Origin of the sequence: Halopiger aswanensis, assembly GCF_003610195.1 — an archaeon.
Taxonomy (GTDB): domain Archaea; phylum Halobacteriota; class Halobacteria; order Halobacteriales; family Natrialbaceae; genus Halopiger; species Halopiger aswanensis.
On sequence record NZ_RAPO01000001.1, the window covers coordinates 807952 to 822052 of the forward strand.

Genomic DNA, 14101 nt, shown 5'->3' on the forward strand with positions numbered 1-14101 from the left:
GCTGACCCCTCCGTTCCCTTCATCACCCATCATCGATTCCAGCCACGCGTCATGCATGGCACCTCTGGGTGATAAATCTCGCGACCAAATGACAATCGTATTACGTTACCGTCAAAAGTGCTGAAAGTACCCGATTGTGGGAGGTACTCGACCGGACGACGTTACAGCTACCGTAGTCGTCTCGTCCGCCGGTGTTCTTACTGCCCTTCGAACTCCGGCTCCTCGTCTCCCATGAAGGCGGTAATCCCCTCCATGAGGTCGTCGGTTGCCATCAGGTGGCCGAACGCCGACGCCTCGTACTCGAGGCCGGCCTCCGTGTCGTCGCGACCGGTGAGCATCGCGCGCTTCGTGAACTTCTGGGCGATCGGCGGGCCGCCGGCCAGATCGCTCGCCAACTCGAGCGCCGCCTCCTCGAGGGAATCGTTGTCGACGACGTCGTTGACGAAGCCGTATTCCGCCATGGTTTCGGCGTCGAACCGCTCGGCGGTGAGGATGATCTCCTTCGCGCGGCCCTCGCCGACGATGTGCTTGAGCCGCTGGGTGCCGCCCCAGCCCGGGAGCAGGCCGAGGTTGAGTTCGGGCTGGCCGAACTCCGAGCGCTCGCTGGCGACCCGCAGGTCCGCGCAGGTCGCCAGTTCCATCCCGCCGCCGAGACAGTAGCCGTCGATGCCCGCCACGACCGGCACGTCGCAGGCCTCGAGCTTGCCGAACGTCCGCTGGCCCGTCCGGGAGAGCTCCTGGGCCTCGAGCGGGTCGGCGCCGGCGGCCATGCTCTGGACGTCGGCGCCGGCGGAAAACGCGCGGTCGCCCGCGCCGGTCAACAAGATCGCGCGGACCTCGTCGTCGTCGGAGAGGTGGTCGATCGCCTCGGAGAGTTCCCCGAGCAGTTCGTTGCTGATCGTGTTCATCCGATGGGGGCGGTCGATCACGATGTGGCCGACGTAGTCGGCGGGGTACTCGACGCGGATCGTCTCGAACTCGGTCTCGCCCGCGTCTTCTCCCTCGTCCTCGTAGAAGCCGCCCGCCTCGGCGCGCTCGGCGAGGTAGTCAGCGGGCGCGTAGCGCTCGTGGCCCGTCTCCTCGTAGGCTTCCTCGAGCGTCTCGTGGAGCGTCTCGAGGCCGTAGTCGTCGACGAGCTTCACGGGGCCGTCGGGGAACCCGGCACCGAGCTGGACGGCCTCGTCGATCGACTCCGGCGGCGCGACGTCGCCGCCGATCAGCTTCGCGGCCTCGTTGGCCATCGTCGCCAGCAGCCGGCGCTCGACGAGGTCGGACTGCTCGTCGGTCGGAATGTCGACGCCGCCGTTCTCGTAGTCGTAGAACCCCTTGCCCGTTTTCTTGCCGAGCTCCTCGTTCTCGACCTTCTCCTCGAGCAGCGGCGCCGGTTCGTAGGCCTCGCCCAGCACCTCGTGCATGTAGTCGAGCACGTGGTAGCTGACGTCGTTGCCGACCTGATCGCCCAACTCGAAGCTCCCCATCGGCAGCCCCATGCCGTACTTGGTCGTCGAGTCGACCTCGGCGATGGTCGCCTCGTCGTTGCTCACGAGCCAGCAGGCCTCGTTCATCAGCGGCACGAGAATGCGGTTCACGATGAAGCCGGGCGAGTCCTTGTGGACGCGCACGGGCGTCTTGCCGAAGTCCGCCGCCAGGTCCGCGACCGTCTCGAGGGTCTCCTCGGCCGTCTCGGCGCCCGTGATCACCTCGACGAGGTCCATCCGCACCGGCGGGTTGAAAAAGTGCATGCCGCAGAACCGCTCGGGCCGTTCCGTCACCTCGGCCAGTTCCGTAATCGAGAGGCTCGAGGTGTTCGTCGCGAAGATCGCCTCGTCGTTGGCGTGGGCCTCGAGTTCCCCGTAGACGTCCTTCTTGATCTCCATCTGCTCGGGGACGGCCTCGATGACGACGTCGGCGTCCGCGACGGCTTCCTCCATGTCGACCAGCGGCGTCACGCGCTCCAAGGCGGCGTCGGCTTCCTCCTGTGAGAGCTGATCCTTCTCCGCGAGCTTGTCGAGCGACCACTCGATCTGGTCGTAGCCGTTCTGGACGAACTCGTCTTTGATGTCTCGCATCGTCACGTCGTAGCCCGCGATCGCGGCGACCTCCGCGATGCCGTGGCCCATATTCCCTGCGCCGAGAACTGCGACGGTGTTGATATCTTCCAACTCCATGGACACTCATGCGATGGGGAGTCGTTTGAACGTTTCCCCACTTCATTGGAAAAACTATGTTTAGGTTTATGTCTGGTTACAAAGATCTTTATCGATCGGCATAGACATACTGACTCATGGAGTTCGGTCTCACGGACGAACAACGGCAGATTCGGGAAGAAATCCAGCGGTTCGCGGAAAACGAAATCGTTCCCCAGGCCGCGGAGTACGACCGCGAAGAGAAGTTCCCCCACGACATCGTCGACGAAGCCGCCGAGATGGGGCTGACCGGCGCGCACATCCCGATGGAGTACGGCGGCGCCGGCTACTCGATCCTCGATACCGCGATCATCACCGAGGAACTGTTCTCCTACGATCCCGGCATCGCCCTCTCGATCGTCTCCACCTCCTTCGGCTGCGAGGCGATCATGAACTTCGGCACCGAGGACCAGAAGGAACGCTTCCTCGAGCCGGTCGCTCGAGGAGAGCAGATCTCGGGCGCGGCGATTTCGGAACCCGACACCGGCTCGGACGTCTCCTCCGTCTCGACGCGCGCGGAGAAGGACGGCGACGAGTGGGTCATCAACGGCAACAAGATGTGGATCACCAACGGTTCCGTCGGCGACTTCTTCGTCGTCCTCTGCAAGACCGATCCCGACGCCGAGGGGCGGTACAACGGGTTCAGTCAGATCGTCGTCGAGTCGGATCGCGACGGCTTCTCCGCCGAGAAGATCACCGGAAAACTGGGCATCCGGGCCTCGGACACCGCCGAACTCGTCTTCGACGACGTTCGCGTCCCCGAGGAGAACCTCATCGGCACGCGCGACGCCGCCTTCATGCAGCAGATGCAGTTCTTCGACGAAACCCGCGTCGCCGTCGCCGCCCAGGGCGTCGGCATCGCGAAGGGCGCCACCCGCGCGGCCCTCGAGTACGCCCAGGACCGCGAGCAGTTCGGCAAGTCGATCTCGGAGTTCCAGGCCATCCAGCACAAGCTCGCGGAGATGGCCACCGACACCGAAGCCGCGCGCAACCTGACCTACAAGGCCGCCTGGAACGTCGACCAGGGCGAGGACATCACGAAACTCGCCTCGATGGCCAAGGAGTACGCCTCCCGCGTCGCGGTCGACGTCGCGGACGAGGCCGTCCAGATCCACGGCGGCGCCGGCTACGTGGACGACTTCCCCGTCGAGCGGTTCTACCGCGACGCCAAGATCACCCAGATCTACGAGGGGACGACGGAGATCCAGAAGAACGTCATCGCGCGGGAGATGCTCGGCAAAGGTTTCTGAGACGAAGTTTTGCTCTGCGGGTCGCCCGGAGGCGACCCTCGGCAAAATTCGATTAAAACGCTCCTCCCGCCGGTCGCTCACGGAGAACGTTTGGGTGGTAGCCTGCCCTTCCCCGGGTCGCGTGCTCGACGAGTTCCGTCGAGCACGCTCCCGACCACGTTCGTTTTCGAGTCGACCGTGACAGCAGATCCACAGTCTGCTGTCTGTGGACGGAGTTCGAGCAGAGACGCTCGAGCCGCCGTCCGTCACGAATCCGAGTCGGAGTCAGAGTCGGTATCGCCGTCGTCGCTATCCGAGTCCGTATCCGTGTCACCGTCGTCACTGTCGGAATCCGAATCAGTATCGCCGTTCCCGCCGTCCGAATCGGTGTCCGTATCGGTATCCGTGCCGCCTCTCGAGCGGCCCGTTTCGGGCGTCGATGCGATTGGGTCGGCGGAGCGGGTTCGGTCTGGGACCGCTGCGTCCGCCTCGCTGCGTTCGGTACTCGAGACATCGTCCCCAGGAGACGGCGGTTCGGCTCCGATCGTGTAGAGGAACACGGGCGGCACGAGATAGCTGCCGATAGCGAGCGCCGCGAACCACGGATCGACGAACACGAGGATGCCGAAGATCGCCAGCGCCGCTGTCGCAGCCGTGTGGATCGCCGTAGCAGTATAGCGACGATAGAACGACCAGAACCGCCGGAGACGACGGGGGACGGTCACGAGCACGGTCGACGAGACGAGCACCATTACTGCACCGTACGAGGTCCAGCGAGAAACCACTTTGTCGGGTGGGCGCCTCGAGTTCGACGTCCGATGCTGGCGCCAACCGAGACGCCTTTCCGCTCGCGGTCCCGTATTCCGGTATCCGACCGGAACATGTCGAACATGCTAACCGACGCCGAACCCGTCCTGCGACGCGACCCCGTCATGGAACAACTGATCGAGACCCACGAGCCGTACGTCGAACCAGACTGGAGCGAGTACGAACGGCTCTGCATCTCGATCATCAACCAGCAGCTCTCGACCGCGAGCGCGATGGCCGTCCGCGAGCGCGTGTTCGAACTCCTCGAGGGCGAGGTGACGCCGGAAACCGTGCTCGCCGCCGAGGACGAAGCGCTCCGGGACGCCGGCCTCTCGCGCAGCAAGATCGAGTACATGCGAAACGCTGCGCAGGCGTTTCAGGAAAACGACTACACGCAGGAAGCGCTGGCCGACCACTCCGACGAGGAGGTGATCGACCGCCTCACCGAGATCAAGGGAATCGGCGAGTGGACCGCGAACATGTACCTCCTTTAACTCAGTATCTATACACAAAGTATATACAAACAATCTCCCTCGATAGACAGTATGGGAGAAGCAAAAGAAGGGACGGAGGAAGACGATGCAAACAAACGCGTTACAGTCCCATGCCGCGTCCACCCGGAGACCCGCGACGAATGGCACGACTTCGTTGACGACTCTGATGAATGGGACAGCGTCTCTGACCTTATCCGCGGAGCTGTTTACCGGGAGATAGACGGTTGGTACACCCAGCCCGGGGCACCGGCAGGAGGAAGCGTTGAAGCAGACGTAGACCTCGACCCTGTGCTCGATGCTCTCAACAACCTCAGTGACGACATCAACTCTATCGAGGACCGCCTCGATAACATTGAAGACCAAGAACACGATATGATGACTCTGCTGGCCGAGGACATCCGGGAGTTAATTCCCCAAGTAAACGACACCAGCGAGGTCGAGAAAATCGAAGCTGACCCCCGTAAAACAGTGAAATTCCTCGCTGAAGAAGCAGGGAGCATTGATGCAATCATAGATACTGTCAGTGCCCGACGTGGAGTCCGAGAGGGCAAGGTGCGAAACGCTATTGACAAACTCAAAGAGGACCTGCCTGCCAGCATCAACGAAGTACAAGTGAACGAAGGAGACCATCGACTCGTTGAGGTCCGATAGATGCCCCGGGAGGACTACGACTGGCATATCGACTACATCGAAGAGTGGCTACTGTTCTACAAGTCCGCCCGCCCACGTAGCTACGACACAAGGCGTTCAGAAATCCGGCAATTCGACGAATGGGCATCGGAACAAGGGATAGATTCTATCGAAGAAGTCACGTACAGAACCCTCAAGCGATTCGCTATCGAGCAAAACGAAGACTATGCTCCAAAAACCGTAGCTGGCCGAGTCCAGGCAATTAAGAAATGTTTGGACGAGGCGTATCGAGACGAGGTCATAGACGAACATCCTCTACCCCGAGACTGGAGTATGGATGAATGGGGGATTAACGAGAACAAGACTCTACGCCAGCAATACCTCGAAGAACACGACCTAACTGAAGGAGTCACGGAGGACGAGTGGAGGCAACTGCGAGCAAACGTCCGTTCCCCCCGAACTCGTAATCAACTGCTCATCGACCTTCTCTGGACTACTGGAGCACGTGCCAGTGAGATAGTCAATCTCACATTGGATGACATTGACCAAGATAATCGCATCATAGAGATACCTGACCGTAAGAAGAGCGACCCAGACGCAACCCGGAAGGTGAGTTATCTCCCTGTATGTGACCAACCCCTCACCGCTTGGCTGACAGACCGAAAACGGTACCAGTGTCTCAAAGACGCTGACGAGGACTGGCTCTTCTGTTCACGGAAGACCGCTCCCATGTATCCAGACCTTGTCTCCGAAATCGTGCGCGAATCTGCCTGGGAAGCAGGGATACAGAAAGTGATTGGTCAAGACTCACAGGGTCGAGACCTCCATTATATCAATGCTCATGCTCTCCGTCACGGCCACGGTACATGGGCTTCAGACCGGGTTGGCATCCACCGAGTACAGTCCCAGCTTGGACACGCATCTGTAGAGTTGACGGAGTCCACGTACACTCACACTGAGACTGAAGACGAAGAGAATCCGTATCACGACCTTAGCCTCGACGATTGACCGAGTGAACGCGTCCACAACGTGGAGAGTATCGCAGATGGGGCAAAATATTATTTTATTAGAGGAGTGGTGAGAGAGTGTGGATTACTCTGAGAGACCGTTCTGATGAGAGGCGCGTTTTCGACCGTTTCAGCGAGTTGTCGCTCTGTGCCCACGGCGTTGTAGCCCCACATCTCCTAGTACTTGTCTAGTACTATATTTACTAACTAACACTAAAACCACTGTTTAACAAGGGGGTGTTCCAGATAACTAACACAGGCTGTGAATAAATTAATAGGGGTAGGGTGCGTGGTTCTTATCAAGATGGTTAGAGATACTATCCACGTTGACAAACAGTCAACGCGGAAACAGTTGACGATGGAAGCATGGGCCGCAGATTATCTCAACTCGGACTCGTCGATGACGAAGGGTTTAGCAGCTAATGAAGCTCTTCTCTTCGACTTTCGACGCGATTTAACCGACCCTCTCACCGAGATTGAGGGTCGTGTCCTCAACCGGCTGTCTGAGCGCAGCGAGTTGGACTTCCGAGAGCTGCTCAACAGAATAATATCTGAGCGCACTGGTCAGGCGATGGCGAAACTTCAGAATGAGTGTAGGTATGACGACCCGGAGGAACGTCTAAATCACGTTGATTGTTATTTAATCGAGTCGCAGATGCCTGATGGTCGCGGACTTGGAGACGAGATTGCGGATAGCATCCGGTATCTCGTAGCATCTCCGTGGGACTCGCGTACTGACCGTCTCAATGACCTCCAGCGACTCGACCGGATGTTCACCGACGGGGTGGACGCGGTTGACTACGATGACTCTTCATTCCTTACCGCAATCGTTGAGGGCGATACCTCGACGTGGGCCGTAGGTGACCTCCATGAAGCTGTGGTTGACCGGGAGCCATGGAACGACCCCGATTTGACAGTCGAGGACCTGCGCAACACGACCTACATCCCGGAAGGGCGCAAGCGTCGGCGTGCGCTTGACCACGCGCTGTCAAACTCGTCTCAGGTCTGGGACGAGAGCGACATCCGCAGCCTCATCAAGGACTTGTGGGAGGTCCACGACCTCACGGTAGACCAGATGATTAACGACCTCGATTACGACCCTGGGTCTGCCGAGGTTGACGGTGTTAAATTCGCCGAACGCGTCCAAGACCTCGCGGAAGACCTCGTCAGCGAGATGCGGCAGGATGACCGGTGGCGAGATTCCGTACCTGGGAAACCTCTCCACTCACCGGCGCAGTATTACACGGACGACAAGCCGCCAGAGTACATCGTTGGTCTCATTGGTAGCGCAGAGAACATCCTCAACCACGAGATAGTGGAATCTGAGGAGGATGTAGACATCGCAACGTCGCAGCTGACTCATTCAACCCGTGACACGGACCTCGACTTGGTCGAGGAAATGCAGGATGAGTTCGAGGACCGCTTGTTTGACCTCCGGGACGAGGTCATTGAAGAAGTAGAGGGGTAGTCACGCTGTGAGTGCGCGTGCGGCGTCGTTGAGTCCGTGTTTCTGGTTGTTGATGGCCGTCCACATCTGAGGGTGGATGTAAATACAACTATGGTCATTGTAGGATTTGAGTTCTCTCAATAGGGTTTCGTAGGTTCGGTCGTTATCGAGGTCGAGGTCGTCTTCAATGGATAGACGGGTTGCGTCCTCGTCTTGGTAGGCTCGCCACGAGAGTTGAACGTCAGTTGTGTCGGTCAAATCGTCGTGGAAGATGCGGATTGCAGGCTCATATCCTGACCGGATATAGTGTGCGTGTTCGAGGGTCTCATTTGGCCATAGCCGCTGTTCGTTGAGGTCACCGCTCACCAGAATGAATTCGGTCGAAACCTCGGCGGCGAGTTCGTCAAGGGAACCGGCGTTAAAACTCTGCCAAACTTCTGGTTCGACAACTAAGCTACTGCACCGGCACAACCTCTTTTCTGATGTCCACCAGCTTGACATCGACATCTATCTCCTTAGAGCCAGGAGCGCCCGGTGGACGGTGCGCATCGATGAGTTCCTCTGTTGCTCCGATATGCACGCACCACCGCTCCTCAGGATGTATCTCTCGGTGTGGACCCCAAGCGTCACAGTCGCACTCAGACCCTCGATACTCTAACTCTCCATCTCCCGGAGAGTACCACCGTCTCACGCGGAACTCAACGCCAGAATCGTCGAGGACGCGGAAATACATGACCACATAGTCCTCCGGGAGAGTCTCCATATATCTGAGACATCAACGCGAATCGTACATAACGCCTGGGGCTAGTATCTCGGCCAGACACGCAGTAGAGAATCCCTCGACCTTCACCGGGACGCCAGGATATATGTGTAGATTCTCTCGTGCTCATTGATAGGTAGGAATAGAATGACGATGCGAGACCAAATCTGGAACGCGGCACTCGAACAGCTCGTCGCCAAGGGAAAATTCAAAGCCGCCGAAGTTATGGACGAACTCGACCTCTCTGAGAGGCAGCGGCAGACCGTACGACGTACCCTTAGACAGCTTGAGGAGCAAGGTTGGCTCTCACGGGAGAGCAAGCAATCCGGTATCTGGCGGCTTGGGAAGAAAGGGAGAATGCTGTTGAACGTGAGCGAGGACACTATTGACGAGTCTAGAGAGTGACCCACTCAGTTTCGCTACCCCCGATATTGATTAGCACGCAGACAGAATAAAGGAGGATATGATTGAGGGGAGTGAGTTCAACGTTTTACAAGGTTCAGAGATTATTGAAGACAAAGGGTTAGACGAGGGTGGAGTACATGTTGACTGCAGTCGTTGCGGACGGGGACAACGATTGACAGCTGATAACGCAGCTGGGTACTATGTCGACCGATGGCTCTGCAACTCCTGCAGAAACAACCTCCAAATCCGATGGGACGGAGACCTCCACCAGCCAACTGACCTCCTCTACCTGGTCAGCAAGCCCTTGTCTAAATCCACACTCAACGTGGGCGACACAGAGTATGAGGTAGTCCGCGAGGACTCGGATGAATTTACGCGAACCCACCTGACTGCGTACCTTTTAAATCGAGAAGCCAAAGACCACCAACACGGAATTGGGACGTACAATATCGGGCACCATTACCCGCATATCGTGTTAGATGACGGAGAGGCAGTCGGCTACCTACTCTGGGGACCAACGCCTAACGAGTACATGGTTCTTCGACAGTTGTTCATCCGTGAACCGTACCGCAGACAAGGGATTGGGTCTGCCCTCGTTGAATACTGGTGGGACGACGTGGCCAAAGAGTGGTGCGAGGACAGTGACGAGGATTTCTACCATATCGAGATGCCTAACGAATCGATGACGGAGCTAATAGTTGACCTTGGCCATGATGGTGAGGATGGACAACCATGCGCTTACAGACACCAGCCGAGCTGACTACGTAGACTTCACTCGGTACGAGGTGTGTGTCTAGAATAGACTCAAGCATATAAAGGGGTCGAGAACGGGCGGTATGAGGTATTAGGAGACAGTTTAGGTTACTACACTCGGCACGAGGTGGAGATGAGTTTTCTTGGTATTCCTCGGCATGAGAAGAGTTACATCATGGTTCAAGATTTAAATGCCATTAGACGCCTCTATCTGGGTAACTTGCCGAGAAAGATACCTTCCCGAGACTCCATAGTAGTCCTCCAAAACGAGCAAATTGATTTCAAAGTCGAATTCGATGGGATTGGGCCAAGCGGTGTGAAATTTCTGGTCAATGATGAGATAGCAGCCGCCCCAAGTTTACATCCAGCGGAGACTGAGTGGATGATAGAGCCAACATTCCGGGAGACGGGCGAGTTCACCTTCCAGATAATCGTCGAAGGGCCTGCATCTCCTGCAGAGATGGAGAAACTTGCGAGTGGAGACTCTGAAAAGATGGCGAACGTTAAGGAGTCAGAACGAATCAACGCGACTTGGGATATAGTAGTTGCAGACCCTGACGAATTGTATCAGTCTACTCCTGAGAGAATCACAGAACTGATTCTGACAGCGTTAGGTCTGTACCAAGCAGGGGAACTCTCCTATAAATCCGTGAAGAGGGTGAAGAGAGTTCTTGATGAACAACTGCCAGAAGAGACAGTAGATGACGTTGAACACGAGCTAACAACGTTGGATGACTTCATAGAGTCCAATGAGCCAGAAGAGGATGAACAGGAGGACTCAAACAAAGAGCTAAACCGGATAGCCAATTGGAGCGGGTACATGATTCAGAAACTGCAAACTCGGTTCAGACGAGATTAGTGACGAGACCGCGCTCATACGCAAAGTGCAGCCCGAAGAGAACGTACACTACCAGTGAGTACTGCACGTATCTCCACTTGTTAGACGACAACTCCCCAAAGTCATCTCGCCCATACCGACCGTAAAGGAAGCGTGTAGAGACGATGCTATAATTTGTAGCAAGAGCAAATAGAAGTGACAGAACGGTTATTTTCGTCGTTTGAACCACCGATGAGGTCGGGAAGACGAAAGTGGCTGCAGCCATCGGCAAGAGAAATACTCCTGTAAAGGCGGCTGCTCCGAGGGCAACACCAAGACGTGACCCAATACGCTCCCCCAGACTCTGTTCCTCGGTATCTGCTAGACCTGTTTCCTGAATACGGCGAGCTTGAGGAGGATATTCGTCTTCAGGTAGGACAGACCTCTCAAGTAGCGTCTTCGACATCGCCAAAACCTCGTTACCAAACGGAGTTCCTCTGGAATTCAGATGCACGTTCCAAACGTGGAGCGACATCAAGAGGAAGAAATCCCGATACAGTATTTCGTAGAGTACAACTGAAAGTAGAGCAGCAACGACGCATAGCGTCATTGCGATAGACAATGGGGTCGCGGGAACAATAGGTGTGAGATATGAACCGACAACAAGGGAGAGGTAGAGAAACGAGTACGTGGTTGTGACGACTAACAGGGGAGTAGACCGCGACATAATCCAATCCTGTCTCGAATGCGGGTTTATCAATGCCATCCGGCGGAGGAGTGTGAGTAGCAGCAGCAGAAGAGCAGCACCAATAGTTGGTATCGTCAGTACCTGGCTGACACCAGGACTAATCAGGAGAGCTGTAGCAATGAGGGCAGCAACAGTTATCTCATAGTCTACTGCCGACTCCATATCCTTCTCTAACGTATCCGATAACGATACTTTCGCCATTTGGCACATTCAGAGGCAAGTATCGTCTTAATCCCTCGGGTTCCGCAGACAGGTCGGACGGTCTCGGCGATGCATCTTTGGCATATTATACCCAATCTATCAGTATGGGACATCGAGAAGAGGGAAATGACGACAGGTCCGAATTGAAGGACGCGATAAAGCGTAACCGCGAGCGGACTGAGCATATTGACCACGAGGAGTTTGAGGACGAGTACTTCTCAGGTGAAGACTGAGGTCTATGGCTGACGCTCCCGGAGTTGACTCGTGGAAGGAACACACGAGCGCGTTTGACCGAGTGCAGTCGATTGCGACCACCGTGACTCAGCCGAGGTCAGCAGCCTATATCGCCGATGAGGCATACGTTGAGGAGGCTACGGCACGAGAGCATCTGGACCAGCTCGTAGACCTGGGAGTTCTCAGGCGCACTCATGAAGAGGAGACTTGGTACGCTCCAGACCCGCTCTATACACGGATGCTGTCACTACGCGACTTACTCGATGCTTATGACCAAGATGGCCTCGCCAACCTGCAGACGGAGATGCGGAGTAAACTGGAAGAATTGGAAGGTCGAGAGCGAGACCTCCTCCAGTATCGACTGGGAGTAGTCGAAGAGGCCATCGAGGTGCGGCAACGCTACATGCAGGCGGACTGAATTCTGTCTCTCCGGTATCAAGTGTGTAGGAAACCTCCAGTTCTCTTCTCTTAGTTCGTTGCACTACCCTTCCACCTACCAGTAGTACTACGCTCACGTTCGCGGACGATTCATCGACCGAGAACCTATGGGGTAGTCGACCTTCAGATGTACTTGGGCCGAGACACAACGTATACCGTGTCAGGCAAACAAAACCAATTGGTTAGGAAGCGGGTTCGAATCCCGTCCGGTCCACTCGGAGCGGTGAACAGCAAGGTACCCGCTCAGCTTGATAAGCAGGGAGAAAACCTCGGCTCCGTTGCCGCTTCTTTCTCGATTCAGAGGTGAGCTAGCACCCACATGTACAGGAGTGCAGGCGGAAGACCAGCAACCGGCCCGAGGTGAATTAAAAGGAGAGTAGGAACCACTACCAGAAGCGCCACCCCGACCAGCACGACCTTGAGGATGTGGGCCACTCTAAAGAGTAGAAATCCCAAGAGAGGGAGTGTCACCCCGTAGTCCTCATCTATATGTACTTCACTCATTATCACCACCGTAGTACTCGTCGAGGGCTTCCTGCACGAGCCTCCGCCGACGACGTTCGTCAGTTCCCTCTTCTGCATCCTCAACGTACTCCTTCCCCTCAACGTATCGGTCTCGGTGGTCTTCCATCAGCGAGGAGAGCGCCTGCCGGGAGATAGGGATGTCCTCCTCAACCGACCGCTGTGACTCACCGTCCTCGACCCGTAGCATGGCCGCGCGGATGGCCGCAAACTCCTCGTCGTCAACGATGAGGTAGCCGTTGTCGTCGGTGGTGAACCCGGTGGGGGTCTTGCCCGTCCACTTGCCCTCGCGCTGGGTCTGTGCCAGCCCGCGGTTGATGCGTCGGCGGGTCTGCTTAGCCTCCTCCTCGTACCAGAGCGCGAGCTGCTTGGCGAAGAAGTGGGACATCGGGTCGTCTGGGTCGATGCAGTCAATCATCTCGTCCCGGAGGTAGATGGGTGTCTCCGTCTTCACCGCCGCATCGATGAAGTCCGCGCTCGCGGAGAGTTTGCGGGCGATGCGGGAGATTTCGGTCATCACGACGGCGTCGTACTTCCCGTCCCGCACGTTCTCCATCAGTTCGAGGAACTGCTCCCGGGAGAGGTCCGAGCCGCTTCGGTCGCGGTCAACGAACTGGTCGACCTCGCTCATCGAGATGTCGCGCTCCTTGAACCACTCGCGGATACTCCCATGCTGGCTGGCTTCCCCTGACTCCTGATTGCCGGTCGACACACGCTGGTAGGACGCGTATCGCTTTACCTCACTCATAGGAATCACTCTCCCGAAGAGAGGCTATCTCCTCGTCCGTCAGGAACTGTTCTAGAAATCTCAGAACTGTATCCACAACCTGGAGAATTCTCACCTGTGAGCGGGCATAGTGCCTATCACAGTCACCTCTGCACAGGTACGTAGACTTGATTGGAGTCTGTTCGAGTTCGTGTTCACACTCTGGGCACTCTACCCCAGAATAGTGGAGGCCGTCTTTGGTACTTGCTGTCATAATTATGCTATTTCTGGCTATCCTAACTTACCGCCCACTACCCTATATAAATGCGGGTCGAATTTTACCGCCTGTCAGAATCCACTTGGAATCTTACCACCTACCCCAACAGTCCTTGTGGGGGTAAACCTATAGGGTCAGGGGTACAACAAGTAGGTATGAAGTCAGACACCACCCGAACCGACGACGCACAGGCCGAAAACGAAGCGAAAGCAGAGAACCTAATCAAATCCATTACTGGATTTGGTGAGTGCGAATACATCGACAGCACCGTTGACGCGTATCACGACGGTGCAGACTTCACACTCACATTTAATGACAACATCCCGGCATGTGTTCTCGAAAATGTTTCGGACCGAGACCAGCCGGAGATGTTAGGAGTTGAAACAACCTCCGGCAACATCCTGACTCTCTCAGTGGCTTACAAACCTCATCTTATCTAA

The 14101-nt window shown here is 56.6% G+C and carries 16 protein-coding genes and 1 pseudogene; 10 read left to right on the top strand and 7 right to left on the bottom strand.

The window, feature by feature from the left end:
• Nucleotides 1-197: 197 nt before the first annotated feature.
• On the bottom strand, nucleotides 198-2168 hold the full coding sequence (locus ATJ93_RS03915; protein WP_120243304.1) for a 3-hydroxyacyl-CoA dehydrogenase/enoyl-CoA hydratase family protein: 1971 nt from the start codon (nucleotides 2166-2168) through the stop codon (nucleotides 198-200).
• A gap of 116 nt (nucleotides 2169-2284) precedes the next feature.
• Here ATJ93_RS03915 and ATJ93_RS03920 point away from each other — a divergent pair, with 116 nt between their 5' ends.
• Nucleotides 2285-3436, top strand: coding sequence for an acyl-CoA dehydrogenase family protein (locus tag ATJ93_RS03920; protein ID WP_120243305.1), 1152 nt, complete (start codon nucleotides 2285-2287; stop codon nucleotides 3434-3436).
• A gap of 245 nt (nucleotides 3437-3681) precedes the next feature.
• Here the strand turns inward: ATJ93_RS03920 and ATJ93_RS03925 are convergent, their stop codons facing one another.
• Nucleotides 3682-4167, bottom strand: a complete 486-nt coding sequence (locus ATJ93_RS03925; RefSeq protein ID WP_120243306.1) for a hypothetical protein — start codon at nucleotides 4165-4167, stop codon at nucleotides 3682-3684.
• A gap of 138 nt (nucleotides 4168-4305) precedes the next feature.
• Between ATJ93_RS03925 and ATJ93_RS03930 the strand changes: the two are divergent.
• The 4 genes and pseudogenes from ATJ93_RS03930 to ATJ93_RS03945 all read left to right on the top strand — a co-directional run.
• Nucleotides 4306-4713, top strand: a pseudogene (locus ATJ93_RS03930) (DNA-3-methyladenine glycosylase family protein); the annotation flags it as partial.
• Between the two features lie 54 nt (nucleotides 4714-4767).
• The gene (locus tag ATJ93_RS03935; protein ID WP_120243307.1) at nucleotides 4768-5367 is read left to right on the top strand and encodes a hypothetical protein; all 600 of its coding nucleotides are present in this window, start codon (nucleotides 4768-4770) and stop codon (nucleotides 5365-5367) included.
• The gene (locus ATJ93_RS03940) at nucleotides 5368-6354 is read left to right on the top strand and encodes a tyrosine-type recombinase/integrase (RefSeq protein WP_120243308.1); all 987 of its coding nucleotides are present in this window, start codon (nucleotides 5368-5370) and stop codon (nucleotides 6352-6354) included.
• Nucleotides 6355-6642: 288 nt separating this feature from the next.
• Nucleotides 6643-7821 (top strand): hypothetical protein, encoded by a 1179-nt coding sequence (locus ATJ93_RS03945; protein ID WP_147376618.1) that lies wholly within the window; start codon nucleotides 6643-6645, stop codon nucleotides 7819-7821.
• On the opposite strand, the gene ATJ93_RS03950 is transcribed toward ATJ93_RS03945, so the two are convergent.
• Nucleotides 7822-8301 carry a hypothetical protein gene (locus ATJ93_RS03950; RefSeq protein WP_170155511.1) on the bottom strand — a complete coding sequence of 160 codons (480 nt, stop codon included), beginning with the start codon at nucleotides 8299-8301 and terminating at the stop codon, nucleotides 7822-7824.
• The gene (locus ATJ93_RS03955) at nucleotides 8255-8563 is read right to left on the bottom strand and encodes a hypothetical protein (RefSeq protein WP_120243311.1); all 309 of its coding nucleotides are present in this window, start codon (nucleotides 8561-8563) and stop codon (nucleotides 8255-8257) included. Before ATJ93_RS03955 ends, ATJ93_RS03950 begins: the two co-directional genes overlap by 47 nt.
• 144 nt (nucleotides 8564-8707) lie before the next feature.
• Between ATJ93_RS03955 and ATJ93_RS03960 the strand changes: the two genes are divergently transcribed.
• From ATJ93_RS03960 to ATJ93_RS03970, 3 genes are all read left to right on the top strand, one after another.
• Entirely contained in the window at nucleotides 8708-8965 is a 258-nt protein-coding gene (locus tag ATJ93_RS03960) for a BlaI/MecI/CopY family transcriptional regulator (RefSeq protein WP_120243312.1), read from the top strand.
• A 58-nt stretch (nucleotides 8966-9023) separates the two neighbouring features.
• A complete protein-coding gene (locus ATJ93_RS03965) occupies nucleotides 9024-9725 on the top strand; it encodes a GNAT family N-acetyltransferase (RefSeq protein ID WP_120243313.1) in 702 nt (233 codons plus the stop codon).
• A 168-nt stretch (nucleotides 9726-9893) separates the two neighbouring features.
• On the top strand, nucleotides 9894-10577 hold the full coding sequence (locus tag ATJ93_RS03970; protein WP_170155512.1) for a hypothetical protein: 684 nt from the start codon (nucleotides 9894-9896) through the stop codon (nucleotides 10575-10577).
• Here the strand turns inward: ATJ93_RS03970 and ATJ93_RS03975 are convergent.
• Nucleotides 10564-11484: a hypothetical protein gene (locus tag ATJ93_RS03975; RefSeq protein ID WP_147376621.1), complete on the bottom strand. Its 921-nt coding sequence runs from the start codon at nucleotides 11482-11484 to the stop codon at nucleotides 10564-10566. The two genes, ATJ93_RS03970 and ATJ93_RS03975, sit on opposite strands and share 14 nt — an antisense overlap.
• 238 nt (nucleotides 11485-11722) lie before the next feature.
• On the opposite strand from ATJ93_RS03975, the gene ATJ93_RS03980 reads away from it, so the two are divergent.
• Nucleotides 11723-12136: a DUF7342 family protein gene (locus tag ATJ93_RS03980; protein ID WP_120243316.1), complete on the top strand. Its 414-nt coding sequence runs from the start codon at nucleotides 11723-11725 to the stop codon at nucleotides 12134-12136.
• Between the two features lie 317 nt (nucleotides 12137-12453).
• On the opposite strand, the gene ATJ93_RS03985 is transcribed toward ATJ93_RS03980, so the two are convergent.
• Entirely contained in the window at nucleotides 12454-12660 is a 207-nt protein-coding gene (locus ATJ93_RS03985) for a hypothetical protein (RefSeq protein ID WP_120243317.1), read from the bottom strand.
• Complete coding sequence (locus ATJ93_RS03990; protein WP_120243318.1) at nucleotides 12653-13426, bottom strand: recombinase family protein; 774 nt, start codon at nucleotides 13424-13426, stop codon at nucleotides 12653-12655. Before ATJ93_RS03990 ends, ATJ93_RS03985 begins: the two co-directional genes overlap by 8 nt.
• 390 nt (nucleotides 13427-13816) lie before the next feature.
• Between ATJ93_RS03990 and ATJ93_RS03995 the strand changes: the two genes are divergently transcribed.
• Entirely contained in the window at nucleotides 13817-14101 is a 285-nt protein-coding gene (locus tag ATJ93_RS03995) for a hypothetical protein (RefSeq protein WP_120243319.1), read from the top strand.

Coding starts and splice junctions, on each gene's coding strand:
- ATJ93_RS03915 (WP_120243304.1), bottom strand. CDS start 2,168: ATGGAGTTGGAAGATATCAACACCGTCGCAGTTCTCGGCGCAGGGAAT.
- ATJ93_RS03920 (WP_120243305.1), top strand. CDS start 2,285: ATGGAGTTCGGTCTCACGGACGAACAACGGCAGATTCGGGAAGAAATC.
- ATJ93_RS03925 (WP_120243306.1), bottom strand. CDS start 4,167: ATGGTGCTCGTCTCGTCGACCGTGCTCGTGACCGTCCCCCGTCGTCTC.
- ATJ93_RS03935 (WP_120243307.1), top strand. CDS start 4,768: ATGGGAGAAGCAAAAGAAGGGACGGAGGAAGACGATGCAAACAAACGC.
- ATJ93_RS03940 (WP_120243308.1), top strand. CDS start 5,368: ATGCCCCGGGAGGACTACGACTGGCATATCGACTACATCGAAGAGTGG.
- ATJ93_RS03950 (WP_170155511.1), bottom strand. CDS start 8,301: ATGTCAAGCTGGTGGACATCAGAAAAGAGGTTGTGCCGGTGCAGTAGC.
- ATJ93_RS03955 (WP_120243311.1), bottom strand. CDS start 8,563: ATGGAGACTCTCCCGGAGGACTATGTGGTCATGTATTTCCGCGTCCTC.
- ATJ93_RS03960 (WP_120243312.1), top strand. CDS start 8,708: ATGACGATGCGAGACCAAATCTGGAACGCGGCACTCGAACAGCTCGTC.
- ATJ93_RS03965 (WP_120243313.1), top strand. CDS start 9,024: ATGATTGAGGGGAGTGAGTTCAACGTTTTACAAGGTTCAGAGATTATT.
- ATJ93_RS03970 (WP_170155512.1), top strand. CDS start 9,894: ATGGTTCAAGATTTAAATGCCATTAGACGCCTCTATCTGGGTAACTTG.
- ATJ93_RS03975 (WP_147376621.1), bottom strand. CDS start 11,484: ATGGCGAAAGTATCGTTATCGGATACGTTAGAGAAGGATATGGAGTCG.
- ATJ93_RS03980 (WP_120243316.1), top strand. CDS start 11,723: ATGGCTGACGCTCCCGGAGTTGACTCGTGGAAGGAACACACGAGCGCG.
- ATJ93_RS03985 (WP_120243317.1), bottom strand. CDS start 12,660: ATGAGTGAAGTACATATAGATGAGGACTACGGGGTGACACTCCCTCTC.
- ATJ93_RS03990 (WP_120243318.1), bottom strand. CDS start 13,426: ATGAGTGAGGTAAAGCGATACGCGTCCTACCAGCGTGTGTCGACCGGC.
- ATJ93_RS03995 (WP_120243319.1), top strand. CDS start 13,817: ATGAAGTCAGACACCACCCGAACCGACGACGCACAGGCCGAAAACGAA.